This is a genomic window from Gemmata algarum (assembly GCF_034097035.1).
In the GTDB taxonomy this organism is placed as follows: Bacteria; Planctomycetota; Planctomycetia; order Gemmatales; family Gemmataceae; genus Gemmata; species Gemmata algarum.
Genome location: NZ_JAXBLV010000066.1, coordinates 60,109 through 85,005, shown reverse-complemented (window position 1 = coordinate 85,005; position 24,897 = coordinate 60,109). Strand labels below are relative to the sequence as shown.

The following is a 24,897-nucleotide window of genomic DNA, read 5'->3' as shown; positions in this document are numbered from 1 at the left end:
CGCGCCCGCTTCCACCCCTCCGCAGGAACGAACATGCTGAACCGTCGCGAACTGTTCCGCTCCGCCGCCGCTGGTTCCGCCGCGCTCGTGCTCCCCTCCCTCACCCGCGCCGACGACGCGAAGGGGTTCGCGCTGCCCAAGCTTCCCTACGCGTTCGACGCGCTCGAGCCGGTGATCGACGCCAAGACGATGGAGATCCACCACGGCAAGCACCACCAGGCCTACGTGGACAACCTGAACAAGGCGCTGGCGGGTAAGCCGGAACTGCTCGCCAAGTCCATCGTGGAACTGGTGCGCGACTGGAAGAAGCTGCCGGCCGACCTCCAGGCGCCGGTGCGCAACAACGGCGGCGGGCACCTGAACCACACGTGGTTCTGGCAGATGATGAAGAAGGACGGCGGCGCGCCGAAGGGCGAACTCGCGAAGGCGATCGATGCCAGCTTCGGCAGCCTGGACGGGTTCAAGAAGGAGTTCGCGACCGCCGCGACGACGCAGTTCGGCAGCGGCTGGGCGTGGCTGGTGAAGGGCAAGGAGAAGCCGCTGGCGGTGGTGAAGACCCCGAACCAGGACAACCCGGTGACCGACGGGCAGGCCGTGCTGCTCGGGTGCGACGTGTGGGAGCACGCCTACTACCTGAAGTACCAGAACAAGCGCGCCGACTACGTCAACGCGTGGTTCAGCGTGGTGAACTGGGACTTCGTCGCCGAGTTGTTCGCCGCCAAGTGACATCGAAGGTTGTACCCGCCTGCATCAGCCAGGCGGGTCGTTCGTCACATCACGGTGTGATCTGGCCCGCGAGTCCGCGCGAATGTCCGGTGTGCCGAATCCGCCGTCCGGAAAGGGGCGCCCGCGCGGCAGCGGCGGGTTCGGGTGGCGCGCGTTCTTCCACCACTCTGCGACGCCCGTGTTCGTTCTGGGAAAAGGCAAACGGTTGCGGTACGCGAACCCGGCGTGGGAGCGGCTCGCCGGCGTCACGCTGAAAGAATCGCTCGGGATGGTGTGCTCCCAGCGGCGGCACAGCACGCCACTCGCCGCGGCGCTGGCTCCGACGCTGGAAGCGCTCGCGGGGCACCACGACCGCGCGCGACGGCCGGCGCCGCCGGGGCGGAACGGGCCGCCGTGGTGGGATGTCACGTTCGCCCCGCTCGCGCCCGGTGCCGAACGGCCCGGGGACGCGGCGGACGCGAAACGCGGGAAAGAGACGTTCGGGATCGTCGGGTTCGTGACGGTGGTCGGCGAACCGGTGCCGGCCGCGGCCAAGAAGGTACCCGCGACCGTCTCGGCGCTGCGTGACCGCCGGGCCGCGCACTTCGGGCTCGACCTGCTGGCCGGTGAAACGCCCGCCGCGGCCCGGCTGGTGTCGCAGGCGCGGTTCGCGGCCAGTGTCATCGCGCCGGTGTGGATCGTCGGCGAGCCCGGGAGCGGCAAGGAAACGACGGCCCGCGTGATCCACCACGCGAGCGCGAACCGCGACCGCGCGTTCGTCGGAATCGATTGCGCGGGCCTTCAGCCGTACCTCGTCGAGAGCCTGCTCTTCGGGCACGGCGGGCTGGTCGGGTCGGACCGCGTCGGCACCCTGTATTTGAAGGAGCCGGCGGCGCTCCCGCGCGACCTGCAACAGCGGCTCGCGGACCACTTCACTGATACCCCGGCGACCCGGCTCATTTGCGGCTCCGAGAAAACCGCCGGCGATGGCGTGAGCGGCGGTGCGCTCGTCCCGATGTTTCAGACGGCTCTGTCGGCGTTCGAGGTGCGCATTCCGCCGCTCCGCGAGCGCCTGGGGGACATCCCGCGCCTGGCGACGCGCCTGCTGGGACGCCCGCTCGACCCGGCCGCACTCGCGGTGCTACGGGAGCACTCCTGGCCCGTGAACCTGCGCGAACTGGCCAGCACCCTCCATGAGGCCGCCCGCGGCGCCGAAAGCGGCCCGGTGCTGCGCGAGCACCTGCCGCACGAGCTGCGGGTAAAGGTCGGGATCGCGCGCACGCACCCGCCGAAATCGCTCAACCTGGACGAGATCCTCGCGGCGGTCGAGAAGAAGCTCATTCAGCTCGCGCTGAAGAAGGCCAACAACCACCAGACGGAGACGGCGGAACTGCTCGGGGTGTTCCGGGCGAAGCTGTGGCGCCGGCTCGACGCGCTGGGCATCCCGATCCCGCCACAGCCGCCCAAACCGCGGAAGTCCGAGAGCGGGGACTGAATCGCTTCCGCGTGGATCTGGGGGGAGGTACGGCGTGCGCGCCCCGCAACTGGTGATCGTCGAAACCGACGGGTGGATCGCGCGGATGCTGGCCGAGTTCACCGCCGAGAGCGCGTGGCTCGTGCGCGCCGCGCGGCCCGATGACGCGGCGGCGCTCGTGCGCGACCGCCGGCCGTCGGTGCTGGTGGTCCAACTCGACCCGGGCGACGACGCCGCGACCGCGGCGGCCCTGGCGCTCGTTTCCGACGTGTCGGCGCGGCTCCCGGACGTGCCGGCGGTCGTGGTGAGCGACGTGAAGTTCAACGACGCGGACCGGGTGGCGTGGACGGCGGCGCTGTTCGACCTCGGGGCGCGGTACGCGCTGTTCCCGCCGCTCACCCGCCCGGTTTTTGAGGACGTGGTGAGCGGGCTGATGGCCGCCGCGGGCCGGCGCGCCGGCACCGCCGCCACGCCCGCGCCACAACCGAGCGAGCCGCCGAAGCCCCGCCCGCGCCGCAAGAAGCCGGAGCCGGAGGAAGAGGTGATCGACCTGGCCGACGAGGAGGACGTGAACGAGTGAACCCGCTCGGCGAACTGCCGGTGCTGCTCGACGCGCGCTGCATCGGGTGCGGTGATTGTGTGGCGGTGTGCCCGGTGGGGTGCCTCGCGATGGCCGGCCCGCGGCCGTGGCTGCCCCGCCCCCGGGACTGCGTGTCGTGCTCGCTGTGCGAACTGGTCTGTCCCGCCGACGCGATCGAACTCCGGCCCGCCGCCGGGTGACGCCGGGGCACTCGTCCGGTCGCGCGGGGCGCCTTCCTTCCCGTCTTCACACGGTTCCCGGTTCCCACCGCGCCGCGGATTGGTATACTATTATCTCGACATCGAGAGACTTTGTCCCTCTCCATTTACCGAGCGACCTAACAATGGCCGACCACGGGACCACCAGCGCGACCCCGACCGCCACCCCGATGAGCGGGGCCGACATCCTCGTTCAGGCCCTCATCCGGCACGGGGTCGATACGGTCTTCGCGTACCCGGGCGGCGCCAGCATGCCCATCCACCAGGCCCTCACCCGGGTCAGCGGCAAGCTCCGCACCATCCTGCCGCGGCACGAGCAGGGCGGCGGGTTCATGGCCCACGGGTACTGCCGCACCACCGGCAAGGCCAGCGTGTGCGTGTCCACCAGCGGCCCCGGCGCCACCAACTTCGTGACGTGCATCGCCGACGCGAAGATGGACAGCATCCCGGCCATCTTCATCACCGGGCAGGTGAGCACCAACGTCCTCGGCAACGACGCGTTCCAGGAAACGCCGATGGTCGAGATCTGCCGCGGGATCACCAAGCACCACTACCTGCTCACCCGCACCGAGGACATCACGCGGGTGATGAAAGAAGCGTTCCACATCGCCACCACCGGCCGCCCCGGCCCGGTGCTGATCGACGTGTGCAAGGACGTGCAGACCAAGTCGGTCGTCCCCGACTGGGACGTGGCGATGGACCTGCCCGGCTACCGCCCGGTGCGGAAGGCGCCGCGGGCCGAGCTCGAGCCGATCATCGCCGCCATCCGCGCCAGCAAGAAGCCGTTCATCTACGCGGGCGGCGGGGTGACCCACAGCGACGCCGCGGCCGAGCTCAAGGAGTTCGCGGAGCTGGTGGGCGCGCCGGTGGGCCTCACGGTCCACGGGCTGGGGAACTTCCCCGCCGACCACTACCTGTGCCTCCAGATGCTCGGGATGCACGGCACCGTGTACTCGAACTACGCGATCAACGAGGCCGACCTGCTCCTGGCCTTCGGGGTGCGGTTCGACGACCGCGTGACCGGCAAGCTCGCCGAGTTCGCCAAGCACGGCAAGATCGTTCACATCGACATCGACAAGTCGGAGATCCACAAGAACAAGTTCGCGCACGTCCCGGTGCACGGCGACCTGAAGCACGCGCTCCAGGGCTTGAACGCGATGCTCAAGGAGGAGAAGAACGCGGACCTCACCGCCGGCGGCCGGTACACCGACTGGTGGCGGCAGGTGGACGCGTGGCGCGACGCCGAGCCGCTCAAGTTCGCCGAGCCGGACAACTTCATCATCCCGCAGTACGCGATCAAGCGGCTGTGGGAGATCCTGCGCGACCGGAACCAGCTCGACGACACGATCATCACCACCGGCGTGGGCCAGCACCAGATGTGGGCCGCGCAGTTCTTCCACTTCAACAAGCCCCGGAAGTGGATCACCAGCGGCGGCCTCGGCACGATGGGGTTCGGGCTCCCCAGCGCCCTGGGCGCGAAAGTGGCGTTCCCGAACAACCTCGTCATCGACATCGACGGCGACGGCAGCTTCCTGATGAACGTGCAGGAGCTCGCCACCGCCTACGCCGAGAAGATCCCGGCCAAGGTGCTGCTGCTCAACAACCAGCACCTGGGCATGGTGATGCAGTGGGAGGACCGGTTCTTCGGCTCGAACCGCGGGCACACGTACCTCGGCGCCGGCGAGGACCACGCCCCGTACCCCGACTTCTGCAAGATCGCCGAGGGCTTCGGCGTGACGGCGAAGAGCGTCATCGACAAGGCCGACCTGGACGCGGCCCTGATCGAGATGATCGAGGCCCCGGGGCCGTTCCTGCTGAACGTCCACGTGCCGCACCAGGAGCACGTGCTGCCGATGATCCCGGCCGGCTCGACCGTCAAGGACATCATCAAGGAATAACGGGCCGCCGGTCAGATTAGCGATTCGTTAGCCCGGCCGCACGGCCGGGCTTTTTCGTTGCGCCGCGGTCGAACCGGTGCATAAACTCGACCTCACCGGCGCCGCGCCTAGCCATGCGGGCGACCGTTTCAATAGGAGAGCGAAATGCCGATCCGCTTGGTGTGCCCGTCGTGTTCGGCGGCGCTGTCGGTGAAGGACGAGTACGCCGGCCGCGCGGTCAAGTGCCCCAAATGCGGGAGTGTAATCCCGGGCTCTGCGTCTGCCCCTTCTGCATCGAAGCCGGCATTACCCTCGCCACTCCCGCCGTTGCCCCAAGAGCCGAAGGCGGCGCAGAACCTGTTCGAGGTCGTCAACGAAACGGAGGAGCCGAAGGGCGAGCGGCCGTCCGATAAGGACCGCACGCGGGACGACGAACGGGGCGAGAGGCCCGCACGCCGGGACCGCGGCGACGACCGGAACGACGAAGCGGTCGCGAAAAGGAGCAAACGCAACACCCCCGACGACGACCGCGACGACCGCCCGGTGCGGAAGAAGCGGCGCCGCGACGATGACGACTACGAGGACGACGAGGGACGATCCGCTCGCAAAGAAGGGCGGTCCAAACTGACCCTCATCCTCGCCCTCGTGTTCGGCTCGCTAATCTTGTGCTGCGGCGGCGTGTCGCTCGGCGTCTATTACGTCCTGCAAAAGGCCGGCGACCGGGTTCAGGAGGTCACAAACGATCTGAAAAATAAGGCCGAACAGGCCGAGAAAGCCGCCAACAGCGCGCCGATCAGCATAACGGCTGAGGAGTTGGCCCGTGAATTTAAAGCCAACCCTACCGCCGCCGCCGAGAAGTACACGGACAGAACACTGATCGTCGACGGCAAGCTCAGTGACATCACCGAGGGGGCCAAGGACGAGGTGATCGTGTCCCTGGACGGGCTCACGCCGCCGCCGGGTCAGTTCATCGGCACGAGCGTGCGATTTCAAATGCGTAAGGGCGACACGAGCACGTTATTTATCGCGTCCCGCGGACAAACGATCAAGGTAAAGGGCAAATGCGCGGGAAACGTCGGCGACCTTTATGTGAACGTGACCGATGCCACCTTCGAGGGTGCCGAACGGGACCTGAACCCGATTGTTTCCGCGTCCCGGCTGCTGAGCGAGTTCGCCCTGGCCCCCGTCGCGACGGACAGTAAGTACAGCGATAAGGCGATCACCATTACCGGCGCGTTCGTGGAGAAGGTGGAAAACGAGTCGATAATGATCGCGACCGGCCCCGGTAAAAAGGCCGGTGGCAAGGGTAAGATCCGAGTCGCTCTGTCGTTCTACACGAAGTCGCAGAGCGACGGGTTCAAGCCCGGCTCCCCGGTGACTATCAAAGGCGAGTATTCCGGGTCGCGTGACGGCACGATTCTCATCAACCGCGCCTGGATCGCGCACTAACCGGTCCGATGCCACATTCGATTGAAGAGTACCGGTGAGTGGTAGCGCCGTGCGGCCGTCCGATCAAACGACACCCCGCCGCGCGTCGGAAAAGGACAAGAAGGTCGCGACGGATGCACTCAAGGCCCTCACGAACTCGTGCAGCGCGTGCCACTACGGCGGACCGATCCGTAAGAGAAAGGCCGAAGAGGATTGGCCGCAAAAAAAGCACAAAAGGGAACTAAAGACCAACACAGAGGAGTAAGTTCAAACTAACCCTGCTGTTTTCGTCTTGGTTCCCTTTTGTGCTTTTTGTGCTTTTTTGCGGCCAATGCTCTTCGGCCTTTTACTCTCCTTCGCGGCTCGCGCCGGGTACCCAGAGTACGTCGCCTTTGCCGTTTTCGTTAGCGATGCGCCCCAGCACGAACAGCAAATCGCTCAGTCGGTTCAGGTAGATGAGAGCGTGCGGGTTGACCTTTTCGGTGTGCGTGAGCGTGACCACCGTGCGCTCGGCCCGGCGGCACACGGTGCGCGCCAGGTGCAACCAGGCCGCCGCCGGGGCGCCGCCGGGCAGGATGAAGCTCCGGAGCGGTTCCAGCGGTTCGTTCAACCGGTCGATCGCTTTCTCCAGCCGCTCGTACTGCGCCGGAACGATCCGCAGGCCCTGGTTGCCCCCTTCGCCCTCCGGTTGCGGCACGCACAGGTCCGCACCCACATCGAACAGGTCGTTTTGGATCGTCCGGAGGAGGGCGCGTTCGGGGCACTCCGGGCAGTTCGCGGTGAGCAGGCCGAGTACCGCGTTGAGTTCGTCCACCTCGCCGTAGGCCGCCACCCGCGCCGCGTCCTTTGGAACGCGGGAGCCGTCGCCGAGGCCCGTTTCGCCGGCGTCGCCGGACTTCGTGTAGATGCGGTTCAGAAAGACCATGCGTAGGGCTCCAGGGCTCCGGATCGGGGCGCGACCTCCAAGCGGCCGTGCCGCGCCACAACCGGTCGGCGGGCGAACTCTCAACTTCCGACTAAACTCTCCGCCCGGCGTGTCCGATACATCCGCTACGGACTGTTGAACCGTCAAGCCACGGGGGGCGAAGTATGTCTTGGATTCGGCGGAAACTCTGGGTTCTGGCGGTCGGCGTCCTTGCGGGCGCGTCGGGCTGCAACCCGTTCACGCTCGGGTTCCTCACCCCGATCCCGGTTCAGCCGTGGGTCGCGGAGCGGATGGACCAGAAGTTCAACCACCAGAACGACGGCCGGGTTCCGATCATGCCGCCGGTCCGCGACGGGTTCCCGCCGCCGATCTGCGAGGACGAGCCGAGCGACCAGGAGGTGCTCCGCGCCATGCCGCGCGTGCCGCGCGGCGTGCCGGGCATCTACGAAACGTTCCGCGACGACATCTCGATCGTCAAGAACCGGCTCGTGGACAAGATCGACCCGCCCCGGTTCTTCCCGCTGGTCGGGCAGGCGCAACTGCACCACTGCCACTGGGAGTGTGTGGTGTACTACACCGAACTGGTGCAGTCCGACTACCCGTTCCCGACCTACCGGAAGAAGCAGCGGGTCCAGGTCATCTACATCGACAAGGACCACCTGCACCTGTACGTCGGCACGGACCCGGCGACCCAAAAGCAGATCACGCAGGACCTGACCCGGTACTAAGCTGCCACCGGCGGGCACCAGATCTGGCGAACCGGTGCTGAGGCTCCGGCGGCACCAGAACGAGGCGGACGAACACTTGGCACGAGCCGAGTGTTCGTCCGCCTTGCTGCGCTGAATAACCGTCGGAAACGACCACTCAGCAACTTCTGGCCTTCCATGTGGCCCGCTCGCTCCACGAGCGGTTGCTTGGGGCATCAAATCAGCCCCATCGAATGCACCCGGCCCGATGTTGCAACCGCTGGCGGAGCGAGCGGGCCACACGGAAGGCCAGAGTTCCAGACCCAGCGGTTCCGAGTTCGGTATTGTGAACGCCGCCCGCGCGTGCCGGCGGGTGGCTCGACACGTCCGGCCCCGCACCCGACCTCATCAAGATTACGCAAAGTAGACTCGTTCGGGTGCCCGAGCGGCTGCGGAATGGCCTTAACCGAACCGCTCAGGCTCGGTCGCAGTAGTCAGGTGAGCCGGATTTGACGTGGACTCGCATCCGTAAGGATGAGCGTAAACCAGATGTGCCGAGCGGGGGAGTTGAAGCGCAAGAGATCGGGCCGGAGGGCACGTGTTGCCCTCCGGCCCGATCTCGATTCCGGCAATCAATTCGCGACGACGCAATCGGTCAGTTTCACGAACTCGTTCAGGCGCCCGGCGCACAGGCCGCGCACCTTCACCTCGTCCCCGCGCTTGCACGACGCCAGCGCGTCCTTGGTTTTCGCCGCGAACTCGCAGCTCACGGTTTTGGTCGCGTTGCCGGTCGCAAGTTCGAGCACGTAAAGCCCACGCGGCTCGTCGCGGACGACGCGGACCACCTTCCCGGACACGGCGAGCACCTTGTTCTTGTACTGTGCGTCGGCGGCGACCGGGTTCGTGTCGAACTCGTCTTCGAGGTTCGGGGCGGTTACCGCGATGCCGGGGCCGTTGCGGATAATCTCCTTGATCCGGTCCTTTGCGAGGTCTTCGAGCAGCTTCTTCTCGAACGCCTCATCGGCGGCCTTCGGATCAACGGGCGGCTTTTGTTCCGGTTGCGCCTTGCGTGCCGGCACCGGGACGGGTACCGGGACCGGGCGCCCTTCGACCTGGGGAACCGGGGGGCGGGCCGCATGCTTCTCGCTAAACACCGCGCCGAACATCGCCAGCCACAGGAGCGAAACAATCAGTGAAGACCCGCTGACCGCGGTCGCCGCAACAGGGTACCCCATTGCCTGTCCCGACTGGCGCGCCACAACGAGCGACAGGAGGGCCAAAAATAAGGTGACCAACGCGACGGGGACCGCAACCACCCCGAAACACGGGATCAGGCTCACGACCAGCGCCAGAATCCCCCCCACGAGGGAGACGACGCCGAGCGTACTCGTCGGGCGGTACGACTCGTAACGGTCCTCGCGGCGCAGCCGGCGACGGGCGCGGCGTTCTTCGCGGTCGCGATCGTAGTCGTCTCTCATGAAACCGCCTCCGGCGACCTTCAATTGTAATTTCATTGTGACCGCAGAGGCGGTCGCCACGCAACGGTATTCGACACGCCCCCCGGGATATTTAGCCCCAAGCCTTCGGTCGGCCGCTTGAGCACAATTTTTTGCTCGATGCGAACGTGTCAACCGGCGTGCGAGCGGAACCCGGATCGCAAACATTATTTCATTTGCAAACGGTTTAGTGGTAATTCCTTGCGTCGCTTACTTCGGGGGCTTAGGAGCGTCGCGTAATGCCATAATTTCAGCGATCGCCTGAATAATGGCATTCGCTCCGGAGCTACCGAACTCCTTCATTATTTCTTCTTTTGACCGCTGTACCTTGTTTCTTAGGATTTCTACCTCTTACGGCGTTCGCCCTCGATTGGCGCCCGGCGGAACTTATGAGCGAGCCAGCAGCGCAGCCTTCCGTTCCGGGACCGACCGCACGCAAAGTCAACACGTGGGCGTACACGCTCGTGTTTTGTGCTCTGGCCGTCGCCGCCGCGGGCGGGTATTATTTCTATGAGAAATCTCGCAATCCTCTCCCGCCGCCGGTCGACGAGATCAAGTCCCTGAAGGACTACGTCGCCCGGCTCGCAACGACCCAAAAGCTCGCGGACGGGTACGCCGACGCCGACGGTGACCTCGTAGCCGACCGGCCAGCCGACGCGAGCAAGCTCGTGAAGGTTGGGGACGAATTAGTGTTCTCCGTGGTCGGAACCGACGACGAAAAGAAGCTGGACGAGGCCGAGAAGGGCTGGGCCAGCTTCACCGCCGCACTCGCAAAGGCGACGGGCAAGAAGGTGAAGTACGCTCGCGACCTCACTAGCCCCGAAGACCAAATGGCGGGCATCCGCGAGGGGCGGTTGCACATCACCGCGTTCAACACCGGCGCGGTGCCGTCGGCCGTCAACACGGCCGGGTTTGTGCCGCTGTTCGTTCCGGCGAACGACAACGGCGACTACGGCTACACGGTCGAGGTTCTGGTACGAGCGGACTCGGATGTCACCGAACCGGCCCAACTGAAGGGCCGCTCGGTCGGGTTCGTGGCCCTGTCATCGAACTCGGGTGCCAAAGCCCCGATGGTCGAGTTCAAAGAGCGGTTCGGGCTACTACCCGTGCGAGACTACACGTTCGCGATCACCGGGAGCCACGACCGCTCGATCCGCGAGCTGGCGGCCGGCAAGCACGATGCGGTGTGCGTGGCGAGCGACCTGATGAACGACGTGCTGGCCCGCCCCGCCAATCAGGGCGGCGTGTCGAAGAGCGCCGTGCGGTCGGTCTACTCGTCCAAGCCGTTCCCGCAGTTGTGCTTCGGCGTGCCGCATAACCTGCCCGCGGACCTTCAGAAGCCGATCGAGCAGACGTTCGAGGCGTTCAAGTTCGCGGGCACGTCGGTCGAAGGGATTTCCGTCGGCCGCGGGCGAACGAAGTTCATCCGGGTCTCGTACAAAACGGCATGGGCGCCGGTCCGCGAAGTGGACCAGAAGCTCACGCACCTGTTCGACGAGAAGTAGGCTCGCACGGTTCGCCTGGGGTTCGTGACAGAAGTATTGAGGTTTCGCCCGCGGAACACCCGCGCGGCAACGGACGTTTCGACCGGTTGGCTCGCAAGTTTGCAGGTTTCATCAGTTCGCCCGCGCACAGCCGTCGGGCGCCCGCAGTGGCGCCCGGCCCCCGACGGGGAAACGTGATCGAGTTGCCCGGTCCACCGTGCCTCTCGCCCCGGAGCGCTCCGGCCTCCTGGATTTATCATCGTTTCCCGCGGAAGGGTTATTTATGCGTACACGTTCTGGCCCGAATCGCTCACCCGGCTTCACGCTCATCGAGCTGCTCGTTGTTATCGCCATTATCGCGATCCTGATCGGGCTCCTGCTGCCCGCGGTCCAGAAGGTCCGCGAGGCCGCCGCCCGGATGAAGTGCTCCAACAACCTCAAGCAACTGGGCTTGGCGGTTCACAACTACGAAGGCACTTACGGCTCTCTCCCTCCCGCAATCGTGAGCAGTCCCGGCTCAGCCGACTGGTCGGGGCTGAAGGAGTTTCAGAAGAACCCCGCCGTGACGCCGACAGCGGGGACCGACTTCGCGAAGCACGGCTTCCTTTCGCTCATGCTCCCTTACATCGAGCAGGGGAACGTATTGAATTCCATTCCTGGCGGGTACAACTTCCGGCTCGACTGGAGCGACCCGGTCAACCAGCCGGCTACGAGCACCCGCATCCCGACGTTCGAGTGCCCCTCGGTGCCGAGTGAGCACGTCGTCAGCCCGGTCCCGAGTGGCTGGACGAAAGGGCCGGCGACGGGCGATTACTGGCCCATCAGCCGCGCCAACAACAACAACGCCGTCTGGACGCAACTCAACATGACGCCCCCCAGCGACGACGGCGTTCGGGGTGTCCTCACCCACAACCGCCGGACCAACATCCTGGCGATCACGGACGGGCTGAGCAACACCTTGATGCTCGGTGAGTCGGGGGCGCGGCACGAGGGCTGGTCGGGCGGAAAGCGTTACGCAGATGCGTCCACACTCGGCTTTTTGGCCGGGGGCTGGGGGCAAGAGAGCAACAACGTTGTTTGTGCGGGGACTCAAGGGCCGATCACGCCGGGTGTCAAACCGGCCGGCAAAGTGTCCACGGCCGCGCATGTCACCGCCGGCCCGGTGGCGGTCAACGGCTGGAACCAGGGCGAGTTGTACGGCTTCCATTCCGGGGTGTGCAACGTCGTGTTCGGTGACGGCTCGGTCCGCTCGCTGCGTAGCAGCATCACCCTGACCACCCTTCTTAAACTGGCCGCGCGAGGCGACGGTGTCCCGGTGAACGCGGACGAATGACGCGGCAGTCAAAATCAACCGCGGCCCCGGGCGAGAACACCCGGGGCCGCGCTCGTCACTTCCCGAGTTCCCAGTTCTTCTCGTTCGTGCCGCTCTTGACCTCGTGAGTCAGTTCGGTCTTGGCCGGGTCGCTGTATTTCGGCGGCAGCAGTTCGGCGGTGACGGGCATTTCCGGGCTGTTGGGAGTCGGGTAGACTTTCTTCTTGCCGACCACCTTGCTGCCCGAGATCACGACCTTCGTGTGCCCGGTCGGCACCCGCGCGGCGGTGTACTTCCCGTCTTTAATGACGCCCCCGGCCGTCCCCCCCTTGCCGTCCGCCGGAACGAACGTGATCGCCCCGTCGTCCAGCGGCTTGCCGTCGTAACTGACCGTGCCCGACACGTCGGCCAGGTCCGGCCCGTCGGAGCACCCGACCAGGGCGACGGCCGCGGCGAACGCCGTGACCGCGCCCGCGAATCGTAGAACGCGCATCGCCGCCCCCGGTTATTGGTTAGAGAACACTTCGCCGCCGTTCATGGTGCCCATCGCGGACCACGTGCTCAGCGTGGTGCTGTTGGAGAAGAACCGGATGCTGCCGTCGCACAGGGCCGCGTTCACGCCGCCGGTGTGGCGGCTGCGGGCGGCGCTGTACTGCGAGCCCGAGGTGGTGTACGGCATCATCGGGTCGGTCCCGACGGCCCAGTTCACCACGTCCGGGGCGGACGAGTTGGGGGTGGTGATGGTCATGAACTTGAACACCCCGTCGTCGTTGTGGATGTCGCCCCGCCAGTCGTTGTCGTCCGGGCTCTTGGTCATCAGCGTTTCGGACAGCATCAGCGTGTTGGAGGTGCCGTCGCTGATGCTGGTCATCACCACCTTGCCGGGCGTGCCACGGTTGCCGCCGGTGTGGTAGAACGGCGCGAGCTGGGCGGGCGGGGCCGCGTCGTACCGGGCGTTGCCCCAGTTCACGACGTAGTTGCCGCGGGCGCGCTGGTAGTACGCGTTGGCCGAGTTCAGGTCCGAGCCGGCGTCGCTCGGGCAGTAGTAGATGGCGACCCGGGCGCCGCACAGCCCGCTCATCGAGTTGCCGACGGTCGCCGGCGGCAGGTAGAACTGCTGGGTGTTGTAGTCGATCTTGCTGGACAGCGCGGTCTGCTCGATGTACGGCCACAGGTACATCACCCACGTCTGGCGCGGGTTGTTGCGGGCGCCGATCGGGAACTGCCCGACCGCGTCGTGGTACCCGTGCATCGCCAGCCCGAACTGCTTGAGGTTGTTGGAGCACTTCATGCGCGCGGCGGCCTCGCGCACCTTCTGAACGGCCGGCAGCAAGAGCCCGATCAGGATCGCAATGATCGCGATGACAACGAGCAGCTCGATGAGCGTGAACCCGCGCCGCGGGAGAGGCGGAGCCTTCATGATAAAGCCCTGTGATGTGTAACGGACGCAAAAGCGAGTGCGAGTCGGACGAACGTGCGATCTGATTCCGAACTTACCGTCTCCCATTTTCTGACGCAAGAGCCGAACGGCCGTTTCGTCGAGAAACGGCCGTTCGGCTCTTGCAACCGCGGATCTTCACAGCGCCATCGTGACCGTCTTCACCTCGGTGTAGAGTTGCAGCGCGTACTGCCCCAGCTCGCGCCCGATGCCGGACATCTTGAACCCGCCGAACGGGGCGCCGGCGTCGAACACGTCGTAGCAGTTGACCCAAACGGTCCCGGCCTTGAGCCCGTTCGAGAGCCGCAGCGCCTTGCCGATGTCGCGGGTCCACACCGCCGCCGCCAGGCCGTAGTGCGTGCGGTTCCCGCGGGCGAGCACCTCGTCGGCGTCCTTGAACTTCAGGATGCTCATTACCGGGCCGAAGATCTCTTCCTTCGCGATCTTCATTTCGTCGGTCACGTCGGTGAACACGGTCGGCTGAACGAAATACCCTCTCTCGCCGACCCGGCCGCCGCCGGCGAGCATCTTCGCCCCGTCCTTCTGGCCGGCGTCGATGTAGCCCATGACGCGGTCGAACTGCTCCTGGCTCACCTGCGGGCCTTGTTCGGTGTCCGTGCTGAACGGGTCGCCGACCTTCCGCCCCTTCGCCTTCGCGACGATCTTGTGAACGAACTCGTCGTACGCGCTCTCCTGCACGAACAGCCGCGACCCGGCGACGCAGCACTGCCCCTGGTTGAAGAACAGCCCGAAGTACGCGCCCTCGACCGCGGCGTCCATGTCGGCGTCGGCGAACACGATGTTGGGCGACTTGCCGCCGAGTTCCAGCGACACCCGTTTCAGGTTCGACTGCGCCGCCGCGGTCATCACGATCTTGCCGGTGCCGGTCTCGCCGGTGAACGCGATCTTGTCCACGTCCATGTGCCCCGACAGTGCGGCGCCGGCCGTGGGGCCGAACCCGGGCACGACGTTCACCACGCCGTCCGGGAACCCGACCTCCTGCGCGAGTTGCGCGACGCGGAGGGCGGTGAGCGGGGTCTGTTCCGCCGGCTTGAGGACGATGGTGTTCCCGCACGCGAGCGCCGGCCCCCACTTCCACGCCTGCATCAGGAGCGGGAAGTTCCAGGGGATGATCTGCCCGACGACGCCGACCGGCTCGTGCCGGGTGTAGCAGAAGTACGGGCCGTTGATGGGCAGCGTTTGGCCGAACACCTTGTCCGCCCAGCCGGCGTAGTACCGGTAGCACTGGACCGAGAGCGGCAGGTCGGCCGCGAGCGAGTCGCCGATGGGCTTGCCGTTGTCGAGCGACTCGAGCGCGGCCAGTTCCTCCTTGTGCGCCTCGATGGCGTCGGCGAGCTTGTTGATGAGCCGCCCGCGCTCGCTGGCGTTCATCCGCCCCCACGGGCCGGTCTCGAGCGCCGCCCGGGCGGCGCGCACCGCCAAATCGATGTCGGCCTTATCGCCCTCGGCCACGCGGCAGATGACCTCGCCGCTGGCCGGGTCGAGCGTCTCGAACGTTTTGCCGGACACGCTGTCCACCCACTTCCCGCCGATCAGCAGTTGCTGGTCGGCGACGCGGGGCTTGGCGGGCCTGGGCTTCGCGGGCGCGGTGGCGGTGGACACGGGACGGCTCCGGGAGAGAAGACGGGCACCAGGGCCATTCTCCCCCAGGGAGTGGGTGAGTCAAGTCACAGCGCGACAGCGAGAACTCGGTTTGCCTCAGTAACCCGAAAGTAGTTAAGATCCACAAGCACAGGAAGCCCGCTCGAATCCGCTGCCATCCATGAATGAAACTGCCAAGGCTATTCTGACGACATTTGCGGGAAGTACAACGCTTCTGCTCGTTGGCGTGTACGCTTGTATTGGACTGCTGTACTGGAAGCGTCCTCTCTGGCTGCTCGGCCTCTACCAAGAAGCCGACAGCGCGCTGAAGTTTCCCAAAACAATCGAAGTGCTCGCCAAACGGCTCCCGTTCGTGGACGATATTGTCCATAGTCGCCGAGTACTCGATGCTTGGGTTGAGCAACACGCCGAGAAAGCCGCTGCGAACTTCGCCACGCTGCCGACAGTCCGAGAGCGTGAGATTCACCTGTTTCTCCCCGTTGAATTGGAGCACGACCGGGGCAAGGCGATCATTTTCGGCGAGTTGAAGCCGACCGAGCTTCAACCCGTATTTAGCCGGGGCCGCGGGTGCGTCCTCATCCGGGGCGAGGGTGGGGTTGGGAAAACGAGTTGGGCATGTCAGCTCGGTCGGTGGGCGATCGAACACGCACCTGGACATCGCCTCGCCCCACACCGAATGCTCCCGGTCATTGTCGAGGAAGACGTTTCTTCTCCCGAATCGGGCCTTCAACCACTGCTGAACCACATCCGAGGCAAGTTAGAGGCGCTCGCAGGAACCTCGCGCCCCGTTCCTGACCGCGTATTCGACGCCCTGCTCCGAACGGGGCGAGTCCTTGTGATTCTCGACCACTACTCCGAACTGGGGCGTGCTACTCGCGAGCGCGTGCGTCCGGGTGACCCCGATTTCCCTTTTGCTGCCTTGGTCGTTACCGCTCGCACCGACGAGCGCCTTGGGAATCAACCCCGGTGGGTCTTGAATCCGTGCCGCATTGAGGCAGACAAACTCTACAAGTTCCTGACGGATTACCTCCGCTTTAAGGGAAGTGAGGAGGCGTTCCCGACCCAGGCCGAATTCTTCGACGCCTGCACGCGGCTCTCGAATCTGGTCGGCAAGCGCGACATCACCCCGCTCCTCGCGCGGATGTTCGCCGATCTCATGGTCAACGCCAGTGTTGATGGATCCTGGGACGACTTGCCGCGAACGGTGCCGGATCTGATTGCCGAATACGTTACCCTCATCAACCGTTCAGTTGTCGAAGGGCGCCGCCCGGATGAGCAGGTTCAAGCCGACCTCCGAGCCGCGGCTTTCGCCTGTGTCCAAGAAACGATGCGGCCGGGTGAAGCCGATAAGGCCGCGGTGCTGAAAGTGTTGGCCGGGGCCGAACCGGTTGAGCGCCTCCAGTACCTCGAACAGCGCCTCCAACTCGTGCGAACCGTCGCCCATAGTACAAAAGTACGCATCACTCTCGACCCAATCGCAGAATACATGGCTGCAACCGAATTGGTCTTGCAAAGTAAGAATAAATCAGCCTTCTGGGAACGCTTTTTCCAGCTAGTTGGCAAGACCACAGACTCACCGATAACTATCAGGAGCTTTTTAATAGCCGTGCGTGATGTTTGTCGGAATCGCAGCGATCGTTCCAAGGTTCTCGAAGACGTGGCTGAGCGAGTTCGAAATTTTATCGGAGATGATGGGTTAGAAGATAACGAAGAAGTCCAAGAACTGATCAGGGCACTCAAAAGTCGTTCTCAATTTTTGCGACAAAGCGCCCTCCAATCACTTGCCGAAGATTACCATGAATCCGCCGCACCAGCCGTTCCTGCAATCATTTCCTGCTTGCAAGACACGAGCACCCGAAGCGAGGCACTTAACGCGATAAAGGCCATCGGCCCATCCGCCACGGCTGCCGTTCCATTTCTAATTAAGATACTTGAACACAGCCTCGTCTGGAGCGACCAATCCCGCGCGGCTGACGCGCTCGGTTCAATCGGCCCCGCCGCAAATGCGGCTATTCCGGTCCTGCGTCGAGCCCTACAGCATGACATGATGCCAGTTCGGCGAGAAGCAGCAGAAGCACTCGGTCTTATTGACCCGACAGCCTCTGACACGATTCAAGCACTTCGGCGCGTTGCGACTGAACCCGGCCAGGTCGAGCTTTATGCAGCTTTTGCGCTCGCAAAGGGTGGGGATGACGTACCCGCCCGCCTCGCGGTCTTGTGCCGAGTATTGGAAGAAAATGATCGACTTCTCTGTCACCAAGCAGCCAAACTTCTTGGTCGGCTTGGCCCGATTGCCGAAAGTGCCGCGCCGCGATTAAGTTCATTTCTCGGTAGAAATGAATCAACGTTCATGGGCGAGTCAATCAGCTATCCAACAGTGCCAGAAATGCGCCGCAGTGCGGCTGCCTCGCTAGTTCAGATTGGGAAAATCAATCTCCTCGTCTTGTCACACATCATTGAATTATTCCACGCGGAAGCCGACTTGGCTAATAAGGCCGCCGATCTTGTTGTTGCACTTGGCACCGCCGTTGTTCCAGATCTGTGCCGCGGTCTTGAGGCCACTGTTTGGGATATTCGTTTCTTGAGCGCGTACTGCCTTGGCGAACTCGCGACGCAGATTGAGCATCAGGCGCCTGTTGTCGATAGGTTGGTCAAAATTCTCACTTCCGACGGCGATAGCGACGTGCGCGAGAATGCAGCCGGAGCGCTTGGTATGTTCGGTAAGGCCGCGATTTCAGCCCTCCCTGCCCTTGAGTCCGCACTTCAGGACAAAGCCGAAAATGTTCGCTCGGAAGCCGCCGCGGCTCTGCAAAAAGTCCGTGGCTGACAGTTCCGCGCCAAGTTACTTCTCATCTTTCCGTTACTGGTAGGAACCGGCCGGGCGCGGGAACCTATCTGTGATGAGTCGAACGCTGCTCCAAGCCGTCGCCCGCAAGGCCGAGTCCCTCACACCGGACGCGGACCTGCTGTCGCGCTTCGCGCGCGACGGCGACCACCCCGCGTTCGAGGAACTGGTGCGCCGGCACGGGCCGCTGGTGTGGGCCGTGTGCCGGCACCTGCTGCCCGACCACGCCGACGCCGAAGACGCGTTCCAGGCCGTGTTCCTCGCGCTGGTCCGGTCCGCGCGCACCGTCCGCGACGGGCAGGCGCTGCCGGCGTGGCTGCACGGGGTCGCCGTGCGGGCCGCCACGCGAGTCAAGCGCTCGATCGCCCGGCGAAAGGCGCGCGAGCAGAAAGTCGCGCGCCCCGAAGCGTCCCGGCCCGTATCCGATGGCACCTGGAACGCACTCCTGCGCGCGGCACACGAGGAGGTGCAGCACCTCCCCGAGGCCGAACGGGTCGTGTTCGTGCTGTGCGATCTGGAAGGTGTGCCGCAACCGGACGCGGCGGCGCGTCTGGGGTGGCCGCTCGGGTCGCTGTCGGGGCGGTTGTGCAAGGCCCGGCAGCGGTTACTGGACCGGCTCGCGGCGCGCGGGATCGCGCCCGCGGCGGCGATCGGGATCGGGTTGGCGGGCGGAACTGCCGGCGCGGTGCCCACGAAGTTGTTCGACGCGGTGAAAACGTTCCCGCGAGCGCCCGGCGCGGCTTCGGCCGCTGTCACGGGGCTTGCCCGCGGGCTTACCGAGGGGTTCACGATGCGTGCGAAGGTGATGGCGACTGCGACCGTACTGGTCGCGGCGATCGGGTTAACCGGCGGGGCGGCGCTGCTGTCGCACGCCGACGCACAGTCGCCCGATGTGGTGCGGGAGGTCAAGGATCTCACCCGGTCGCTGGAGGCGCAAGAGCCGGGGCGAGGGCAACCGGGCGGTGCTGGCAGTGCAGCGCCGGGCGCGCCTCCTGGTGCCGCGTTCCCCGGCATCGGGCGGCCCGTGCCGGGGGCCGGACCCGGCATCGGTGCTTCCGGTATGGGTGGGTTCAGCGGTCCCGCCACGACTCCCGTACCGAACGTGGAGCACAAACTCGTAGAGATCAAGAGCGACCGCAAGGCGTTCGAGGCGGCCATCGTTCAAAACGGCAAGGCGGGCTGGGAGTTCTGCGGGGCCGAGCGGTTCGGGCAAGGAGAGCTGACGCTCGTGTTCAAGAAGGTGAAACCCGGTAACTCGGGATTCATAGAAGGCGCATTGGGCGGTGTGAGTAGCGGAGAGGGGAGCGCAGCCGGCATGGGCAGCGGACGTAGCGGGCAAGACGCGGAACGCGGGTGGCAGAGACTCCAGCGGCTCACGAACAGCACCGGCGACACAGTAGACCTTGGCGCGATTCCGCCGCAGACGCGCGAATTTCTCAAAAGCTCGGCCGAGCGAAACGGTGGCATCCCGCTGCCGGAATCGGGCACCATGACGAAGGCGCAGTACTTCGATTACCAGGCCCGGAATGAAGCGGCTCGTGCCGCCGCAGGCAGTTCGGGCGGGAACAGCCCTGGAGGGAATAGTCGAACCGGCACCCCGGGCTCCGGAGGCAGCGCCCCCCGCCCGAGCGGTGGCGGTTTTGGCAGTTCCGGCATGGGTGGATGGGGCTCAAGCGGGGGAAGCCCGGGCGGGGGATGGGGACCAGGCGGCCCGGCCGGAACTCCGGCGAGCAAGCACATCAACGTATTCCCCCTCAAGGTCAGTAAGGCCGATGAAATGGTCCTCACGCTGAAGCCGCTCTTCCCCAATACTGATCTGGCGGCCGACCCGCGCACGAACACGATCCTGGTCCGCGGGGACGAAAAGACGCTCGACGAACTCCGCACGCTGATCACGCGCCTGGAAGGGATCGAGTCGGCAAAGCCCAAGTGACCGCAGGGCGAAGGTACGCTCGCCATTCCGAACCCGGGTCGCGACAATAGCATCAGTTTCCGTCGCATCCCGGGTTCGATCATGCACTTTCGTCCGACGTTCGACGAGTTCGCGGCGCTCGCGCGCGAGCACACCGTTGTCCCCGTGTACCGGCGCCTCACCGCGGACACGCTCACGCCCGTGTCGGCGTTCTGCAAGCTCCAGGAGGGGGACTGGTCGTTCCTGTTCGAGAGCGTCGTCGGCGGGGAGCGGGTGGGGCGGTACAGCTTCCTGGGGGCCGGGCCGTTCCGCACGTTCGAGGCGTTCGGCACCCGCACCGTCACCCGCGAGGGGGCGAAGGCGGTCGAGGGCGAATCCGCCGACCCGCTCCGCGTGCTGGAAGAGATGATCGGCGAGTTTCGCGCGCCGCACCTCCCGGGGCTGCCGCGGTTCTGCGGCGGCGCGGTCGGGTACGCCGGGTACGACACCGTCCGCTACGTCGAGCGCCTGCCGAACGCCCCCGCCGACGACCGCGGGCTCCCCGACCTCAGCTTCGGCTTTTACGACCGCATGGTGGTGTTCGACCACGCCGCGAAAACGATCCTGGCGGTCGCACACGCCCGCACCCGCGCGAACGACGACCTCCGCGCCACCTACACCGCCGCGTGCCGGCAGGTCGACGAGTTGGTGGAACGACTTCAGCGTGGCGTCGCGGACCTGCAACTCACCGACATCGACCCGAAGGCGCCCCGCGCCGCGGCGGGCGCGCGCCCGCCCCTGGCCTCCAACTTCACCCGCGCGGGGTTTGAGGCGGCGGTGGAGAAGGCCCGCGAGTACATCAACGCTGGCGACGCGTTCCAGATCGTGCTCAGCCAGCGGTTCCGCACCGAAACGACGGCCCGGCCGTTCGACATCTACCGCGCGCTGCGGGTGGTGAACCCCAGCCCGTTCATGTTCTACCTCCGCGCCGGGGCGGTCACGCTCGTGGGCGCCTCGCCCGAAATCATGTGCCGGGTGGAGAACGGGGTCATCACGAACCGCCCGCTCGCCGGCACCCGGCGCCGCGGCGCCACCCCGGAGGAGGACGCGCAACTGGCGACCGAACTCCTCGCCGACCCCAAGGAGCGGGCCGAGCACATCATGCTCGTGGACCTCGCCCGCAACGACGTGGGCCGCGTCGCCGAGCTGGGCAGCGTGAAGATCAGCGACCTGCTGACCGTCGAGCGGTACAGCCACGTCATGCACCTGTCCAGCACCGTGACCGGCAAGCTGAGGCCGGAGCTGACCGCGTTCGACGCGATGCGCGCGAGCCTGCCGGCGGGCACGCTGTCGGGGGCGCCGAAGGTGCGGGCGATGGAGATCATCGACGAACTCGAGCCGCACCGCCGCGGCCCTTACGGCGGCGCGGTCGGGTACGTGGACTTCGGCGGCAACATGGACACGTGCATCGCCCTGCGCACGATGGTGCTGCTGGGCCAAACCGCCTACGTCCAGGCCGGCGCCGGTCTGGTCGCGGACAGCGTCCCGGCGACGGAATATCAGGAAACCGTGGACAAGGCCGCGAGCCTGCTGCGCGCGATCGAAGTGGCCGAAACGCAGTTGTGATTCGCGTTCCGGATTAATCGCGTACCGAACGGGCAGGGATCGGCGCCGCGCGTGTTCCCTCCCGGTTACGGTTGATTGGCCGAACGCCGTTCCCCGCGCCGGTTGCGGCGGGGAAGGCGGTGGAGCGGCGTGGTTCTCGTCGCCGGGCGGGGCGCCGGCGGCCCGCAGAGAAGCATTTCCGAATTCCCGCGAAGGATTCTCGTCTCGCGCGGACAATATCCCCTCGATGAGCGCGGCCGACGCTGGGCACGAGCGGGCGATTCGCGACGCGGTGCTGGCCGGCAGGTCGGACGCGTGGCGCGGGTGGTTCGACGCGCACTACGCCCCACTCGCGCGCTACGCGCGGTGGCGGTGCGGCGGTCTGCCCGATCTTGCCGACGACGTGATCCAGGAAACGTGGCTCACCGCCGTGCGCCGGGTCCGCGACTTCGACCCCGCGCGGGGGAGTTTCTTCGACTGGCTGTGCGGGATCGCCTCCAACGCCGCACGCAGCGCGGTCCGCTCGCGCTACCGCCGCACGGCCCGCGTTCGTGCCCTCCAACCGGCCGATGACAGGGCCGCGCCGGACGAGTGCGGGGCGGTCGAACGGGCCGAGCGCGTCGCCCTCGCGCTCGCCGAACTGCCCGAACGGTACGAGGCCGTGCTCCGGGCCAAGTACCTCGATCAGCAGGCGGTCGCGGACATCGCCGCGCACCGGAACGAATCGGTCAAGGCGGTGGAATCGCTGCTGGCCCGCGCCCGCGCGGCGTTCCGCGAGGTGTATGAGAAGTCCCATGACTGACCCACTTGATGAACTCCTCGGGCCGCCGGACGGGGGCGAAACGCCAGGGCTGCGCGACGCGCTCCGCCGGCGCACCAGTAACCACCTCGTCCGGGTGAAGTGGCTCCGGCGCGGGGCGAAACTGGCGGGCGTGGCGGCCGTTTTCGCGCTCGGCGTCGGGGTGGGCGAGTGGCGGGCGCCCGTGCGCGAACGGGTGGTGACCGTCCGCGAGGTCGAAACGGTCGCCGTGCCGGTGCCCGTCGTCGTTCCGGTGGGGGGCGGCGGGGCCGAGCCCGAGTCGCCTGCGCCGGCGCAACCGGTGCTGTCGGCGGGGAGGCTCGAACTCGACGCCGAACAGGCCGACGGTTCGGCCGCCGCCGCCTTGTACCGACGCGCCGGCGATGCCTACCTGACCGCACAACAGGACTACGCCAACGCGGCCCGCTGCTACCGATTGTTCCTGTCGCGCGCCGGAGACGCGGCACTGGCGCCGGAGTCCGGGGATTCCTGGCTGCTCGTTTCGATCAAGAACGCGACTTTCAAGGAGAAGATCTATGCGACGGCTCGTAACGATTAGCGCCGCCTTCGCACTGGCGCTGGCGGTCACCACGGCCAGCGGGCAACCGCCAAAGGCCGATGCGCCGAAGAAGGCCGACAAGCCGGTCCCGAACCCGCCCGATGCGACGGACGCGGCCATCGGGAGGGCGCTGGCCACCGACCCCGACGTGAAGATGGCCCAGGCCAAGATTAACCTCGCCGAGGCCGAACTGGCGAAGGCGCGGCAGACAATCACGCTCAGGGTGCTGGCACTCAAATCGCGAGTGGAGCAAGGGACGGCCGAGATGCGGGTGGCCGAACAGCATTTGGAAAACGTGACTAAGGGGGTCAACGGTGGAGCCGGGCACCAGTCGGAGTTGCTTGTCGCGCGGAGCAAGTTTGAAACGGCGAAGGCAGCGCTCGCGGCGGCAGAGGCGGAGTGGAAGTTGCTTACCGGGTCGGATAACAATGGGGAAGTGAAATTGTTTCGCGCATACCTAACGGTACTTGATCAATATTTCGAATCGCATTCCCTCCCGTCGACGCAGCAGGGACCGGCGCCGAATGCGGGTGCGTACCGCTGGTATGGAAGTGGCGGGAGCCCGCCGGCAACGATCAAAGGGCCGATCCCGGACCGGCTCCGCGCCGTTCTTGACAAGCCGATCAAGCTCGGTGCGAAGGGCGAGACAATACGCATCGATCAAGCGCTGGAGTTGCTCAAGAAAGAGGTGGGCTTTGATGTCCCGGTTCGGGGCGAATTGCTTCACCCGCGTCCGAAGGTCAACGATCGCGGGGAAATACTGTATGACCCCGCTCGGAAAGGCATCCCGATCATGATTGCTCCCCAAGTCGTCTCGGAAGGTGAGACGCTCCCTGTCGGGGCCTGGCTGCAACTGTACCAGGACGTATCCGGCGGCACGTTCTACGTGCGCGAGTACGGGTTGCTGCTCGCCGACAAGAAGTCCGCTCCTCCGGACGCCCCGACGCTCACCGAGTTCTGGAAGCAGGGCGCGCCCAAGCCGGAACCGAAACCGAAGTCCGATCCGGCTCCCGAACCGAAACCGAAGTGAGCGAACACCGGTGCCCGCGGACGTGCCGTCCGCTGCTCCCGCGATTCGGTCGCCTGGCGGAACACCGGGTTGCACGCTTCACACGCCTACCAGCGGACGGCACGTCCGCGGTCCCAGGGACAGCCAACACACCCTCCGTGTTCGGTGTTCGAGATCCTCGCCGCGCCCATCATTTCCACTACCGCCAGTCGCACCCGTTTCGATTTGCTGCTGGGAAAGGAGTAGCTTCGATGACCGCCTGAAGCAAAGAAGCCGTTCGACTGAAGAAGTTACCCGCTCAAAACGACAACCCCACCGACAGGCCAATGGCCCGGCGGTGGGGTGTCTACCCGAATAAGGACAATCCATGCCCGCGCGGTGTACCGTCCTGGTACGCGTCCGAGTGGGTGGAACAGTAAGCGAGTCCGGAACGTGTGTCAACCGCAGGCGAGTTCCACGAGGGACTCGACTTCTTCGGCGGCGATGCGGGCCGCGACCTCGGCCCGATCGATTTTGATGTTGGAGGGAGCGGCGATCCCGAGCTTCACGCGGCCGTCGCCGCAGGCCGTCACCGTGATGCGGATGTTGCCGTCGATGATGATTTCTTGACCGGTCTTACGGGTGAGCACGAGCATGGTGGCCTCGTCCTTGAGGGAGTGGCAAGTTGTTGTGAACAGAAGCAACCTGCGGACCAAAATCGCTAAAGTTCCGCGAACACAAAACCGACAAGTCCGGGTTGCTCGCGGTTCACTGTAGAACACGATCTCTTCCCTGCGGGACTCTCCCTTTTTTCCCCTCAAGTTCCGATGTCAGTTGCCCGACGCGGCATTCGGCTTCCCACGGGTTGATAAGTTGGGTACCTTGTGCCCGGTTCCGGCGACCTCACGGCCGGCGGCCCCTCCGCGCGCTGTCGAAACGACCATCGTTAAGAATGTATGGCGGA

General features: G+C 65.8%; 21 protein-coding genes. 15 read left to right on the top strand and 6 right to left on the bottom strand.

Features of this window, described 5'->3' with window-relative positions; translation table 11 throughout:
* Positions 1-33 precede the first annotated feature (33 nt).
* The 6 genes from R5W23_RS07415 to R5W23_RS07390 all read left to right on the top strand — a co-directional run bounded on the left by R5W23_RS07415 (position 34) and on the right by R5W23_RS07390 (position 6,303).
* Entirely contained in the window at positions 34-726 is a 693-nt protein-coding gene (locus tag R5W23_RS07415; protein WP_320685786.1) for a superoxide dismutase, read from the top strand.
* An 82-nt stretch (positions 727-808) separates the two neighbouring features.
* Positions 809-2,200, top strand: coding sequence for a sigma 54-interacting transcriptional regulator (locus tag R5W23_RS07410; RefSeq protein ID WP_320685785.1), 1,392 nt, complete (start codon positions 809-811; stop codon positions 2,198-2,200).
* 34 nt (positions 2,201-2,234) lie between these two features.
* Positions 2,235-2,759: a hypothetical protein gene (locus R5W23_RS07405; protein ID WP_320685784.1), complete on the top strand. Its 525-nt coding sequence runs from the start codon at positions 2,235-2,237 to the stop codon at positions 2,757-2,759.
* The gene (locus R5W23_RS07400; protein ID WP_010049931.1) at positions 2,756-2,959 is read left to right on the top strand and encodes a 4Fe-4S dicluster domain-containing protein; all 204 of its coding nucleotides are present in this window, start codon (positions 2,756-2,758) and stop codon (positions 2,957-2,959) included. Before R5W23_RS07405 ends, R5W23_RS07400 begins: the two co-directional genes overlap by 4 nt.
* Before the next feature lie 143 nt (positions 2,960-3,102).
* Positions 3,103-4,875, top strand: a complete 1,773-nt coding sequence (ilvB, locus tag R5W23_RS07395) for a biosynthetic-type acetolactate synthase large subunit (protein ID WP_261185774.1) — start codon at positions 3,103-3,105, stop codon at positions 4,873-4,875.
* A gap of 144 nt (positions 4,876-5,019) precedes the next feature.
* On the top strand, positions 5,020-6,303 hold the full coding sequence (locus R5W23_RS07390; protein WP_320685783.1) for an OB-fold protein: 1,284 nt from the start codon (positions 5,020-5,022) through the stop codon (positions 6,301-6,303).
* A gap of 325 nt (positions 6,304-6,628) precedes the next feature.
* Here R5W23_RS07390 and R5W23_RS07385 read toward each other — a convergent pair whose 3' ends face one another.
* Positions 6,629-7,207 carry a cob(I)yrinic acid a,c-diamide adenosyltransferase gene (locus R5W23_RS07385; RefSeq protein WP_261185777.1) on the bottom strand — a complete coding sequence of 193 codons (579 nt, stop codon included), beginning with the start codon at positions 7,205-7,207 and terminating at the stop codon, positions 6,629-6,631.
* A gap of 164 nt (positions 7,208-7,371) precedes the next feature.
* Here R5W23_RS07385 and R5W23_RS07380 point away from each other — a divergent pair, with 164 nt between their 5' ends.
* Positions 7,372-7,935, top strand: a complete 564-nt coding sequence (locus tag R5W23_RS07380; protein WP_261185778.1) for a hypothetical protein — start codon at positions 7,372-7,374, stop codon at positions 7,933-7,935.
* 590 nt (positions 7,936-8,525) lie between these two features.
* Here R5W23_RS07380 and R5W23_RS07375 read toward each other — a convergent pair.
* Positions 8,526-9,371: an OB-fold putative lipoprotein gene (locus R5W23_RS07375; protein WP_261185779.1), complete on the bottom strand. Its 846-nt coding sequence runs from the start codon at positions 9,369-9,371 to the stop codon at positions 8,526-8,528.
* 407 nt (positions 9,372-9,778) lie between these two features.
* Here R5W23_RS07375 and phnD point away from each other — a divergent pair, with 407 nt between their 5' ends.
* Together phnD and R5W23_RS07365 are read left to right on the top strand one after the other, a co-directional pair.
* Entirely contained in the window at positions 9,779-10,894 is a 1,116-nt protein-coding gene (phnD, locus tag R5W23_RS07370; RefSeq protein ID WP_320685782.1) for a phosphate/phosphite/phosphonate ABC transporter substrate-binding protein, read from the top strand.
* 262 nt (positions 10,895-11,156) lie between these two features.
* Positions 11,157-12,206, top strand: coding sequence for a DUF1559 domain-containing protein (locus R5W23_RS07365; protein ID WP_320685781.1), 1,050 nt, complete (start codon positions 11,157-11,159; stop codon positions 12,204-12,206).
* A 55-nt stretch (positions 12,207-12,261) separates the two neighbouring features.
* On the opposite strand, the gene R5W23_RS07360 is transcribed toward R5W23_RS07365, so the two are convergent.
* The 3 genes from R5W23_RS07360 to R5W23_RS07350 all read right to left on the bottom strand — a co-directional run bounded on the left by R5W23_RS07360 (position 12,262) and on the right by R5W23_RS07350 (position 15,246).
* Complete coding sequence (locus R5W23_RS07360) at positions 12,262-12,678, bottom strand: hypothetical protein (RefSeq protein WP_261185783.1); 417 nt, start codon at positions 12,676-12,678, stop codon at positions 12,262-12,264.
* A gap of 12 nt (positions 12,679-12,690) precedes the next feature.
* Positions 12,691-13,605: a DUF1559 domain-containing protein gene (locus R5W23_RS07355; RefSeq protein ID WP_261185784.1), complete on the bottom strand. Its 915-nt coding sequence runs from the start codon at positions 13,603-13,605 to the stop codon at positions 12,691-12,693.
* Positions 13,606-13,761: 156 nt separating this feature from the next.
* A complete protein-coding gene (locus tag R5W23_RS07350; RefSeq protein ID WP_320685780.1) occupies positions 13,762-15,246 on the bottom strand; it encodes an aldehyde dehydrogenase family protein in 1,485 nt (494 codons plus the stop codon).
* Between the two features lie 160 nt (positions 15,247-15,406).
* Here R5W23_RS07350 and R5W23_RS07345 point away from each other — a divergent pair, with 160 nt between their 5' ends.
* The 6 genes from R5W23_RS07345 (at position 15,407) to R5W23_RS07320 (ending at position 23,975) form a co-directional block, all read left to right on the top strand.
* Positions 15,407-18,073: a HEAT repeat domain-containing protein gene (locus R5W23_RS07345; protein ID WP_320685779.1), complete on the top strand. Its 2,667-nt coding sequence runs from the start codon at positions 15,407-15,409 to the stop codon at positions 18,071-18,073.
* A 73-nt stretch (positions 18,074-18,146) separates the two neighbouring features.
* Positions 18,147-20,024: a sigma-70 family RNA polymerase sigma factor gene (locus R5W23_RS07340; RefSeq protein WP_320685778.1), complete on the top strand. Its 1,878-nt coding sequence runs from the start codon at positions 18,147-18,149 to the stop codon at positions 20,022-20,024.
* Between the two features lie 81 nt (positions 20,025-20,105).
* Positions 20,106-21,608, top strand: a complete 1,503-nt coding sequence (gene trpE, locus R5W23_RS07335; protein ID WP_320685777.1) for an anthranilate synthase component I — start codon at positions 20,106-20,108, stop codon at positions 21,606-21,608.
* 226 nt (positions 21,609-21,834) lie between these two features.
* Positions 21,835-22,389 carry an RNA polymerase sigma factor gene (locus tag R5W23_RS07330; protein WP_320685776.1) on the top strand — a complete coding sequence of 185 codons (555 nt, stop codon included), beginning with the start codon at positions 21,835-21,837 and terminating at the stop codon, positions 22,387-22,389.
* Positions 22,382-22,945, top strand: a complete 564-nt coding sequence (locus R5W23_RS07325; protein WP_320685775.1) for a hypothetical protein — start codon at positions 22,382-22,384, stop codon at positions 22,943-22,945. The genes R5W23_RS07330 and R5W23_RS07325 overlap by 8 nt, the downstream gene beginning before the upstream one ends.
* A complete protein-coding gene (locus R5W23_RS07320) occupies positions 22,923-23,975 on the top strand; it encodes a hypothetical protein (RefSeq protein WP_320685774.1) in 1,053 nt (350 codons plus the stop codon). The genes R5W23_RS07325 and R5W23_RS07320 overlap by 23 nt, the downstream gene beginning before the upstream one ends.
* A 416-nt stretch (positions 23,976-24,391) precedes the next feature.
* Here the strand turns inward: R5W23_RS07320 and R5W23_RS07315 are convergent, their stop codons facing one another.
* Entirely contained in the window at positions 24,392-24,589 is a 198-nt protein-coding gene (locus R5W23_RS07315) for a carbon storage regulator (protein WP_261190708.1), read from the bottom strand.
* Positions 24,590-24,897 lie beyond the last annotated feature (308 nt).